Below are 459 nucleotides of genomic sequence, written 5' to 3'. Positions count from 1 at the left end.
CCCGACTGCGTGAGAGCGAATCTGCGGTCGGAAAAGTCGAACGCGTTGCCGTCCTCGAATCCGCCCGTGGAGAAGGATGGGGTCGGCGACTGATGGACGCACTCGAAGCAAAAGCACGTGAACGCGGCTTCGACCGCCTCCTACTTCACGGCCAAACCTCCGCGGAAGGGTTCTACCACGAGTTAGGCTACGAAACGACGAGCGACGTGTGCGACGAGGCTGGCATCCCGCACGTCAAGATGGAAAAGAGACTCTAGTCACGGACCACGACAACACATGACAGTGTAAGATACATATTCAACCCCAGACATAAGTATGTCTAAGAAAATCAAATGAGATAATCGGCAGTATATCTATATACGGTTCCTCATTCGTCCTTCGGGCATGCTCAACGCGCTCTCGTCACTTGTCGTGGGGGCAGTGACCAGTTCAGAGACACAGGCAGAGACGGGCGGGTCG

Annotated in this window: 1 protein-coding gene; it reads left to right on the top strand. The window is 55.3% G+C overall.

Going from position 1 to position 459, the window contains the following annotated elements; genetic code table 11:
• The coding region (locus C5B90_RS20165) for a GNAT family N-acetyltransferase (RefSeq protein WP_115883647.1) at window positions 1-257 on the top strand (257 nt) is incomplete at its 5' end.
• Between the last annotated feature and the right edge of the window lie 202 nt (window positions 258-459).

This window comes from Haloferax sp. Atlit-12N (genome assembly GCF_003383095.1).
Classification (GTDB): Archaea; Halobacteriota; Halobacteria; order Halobacteriales; family Haloferacaceae; genus Haloferax.
This window is presented reverse-complemented; position numbering and strand designations above follow the sequence as displayed.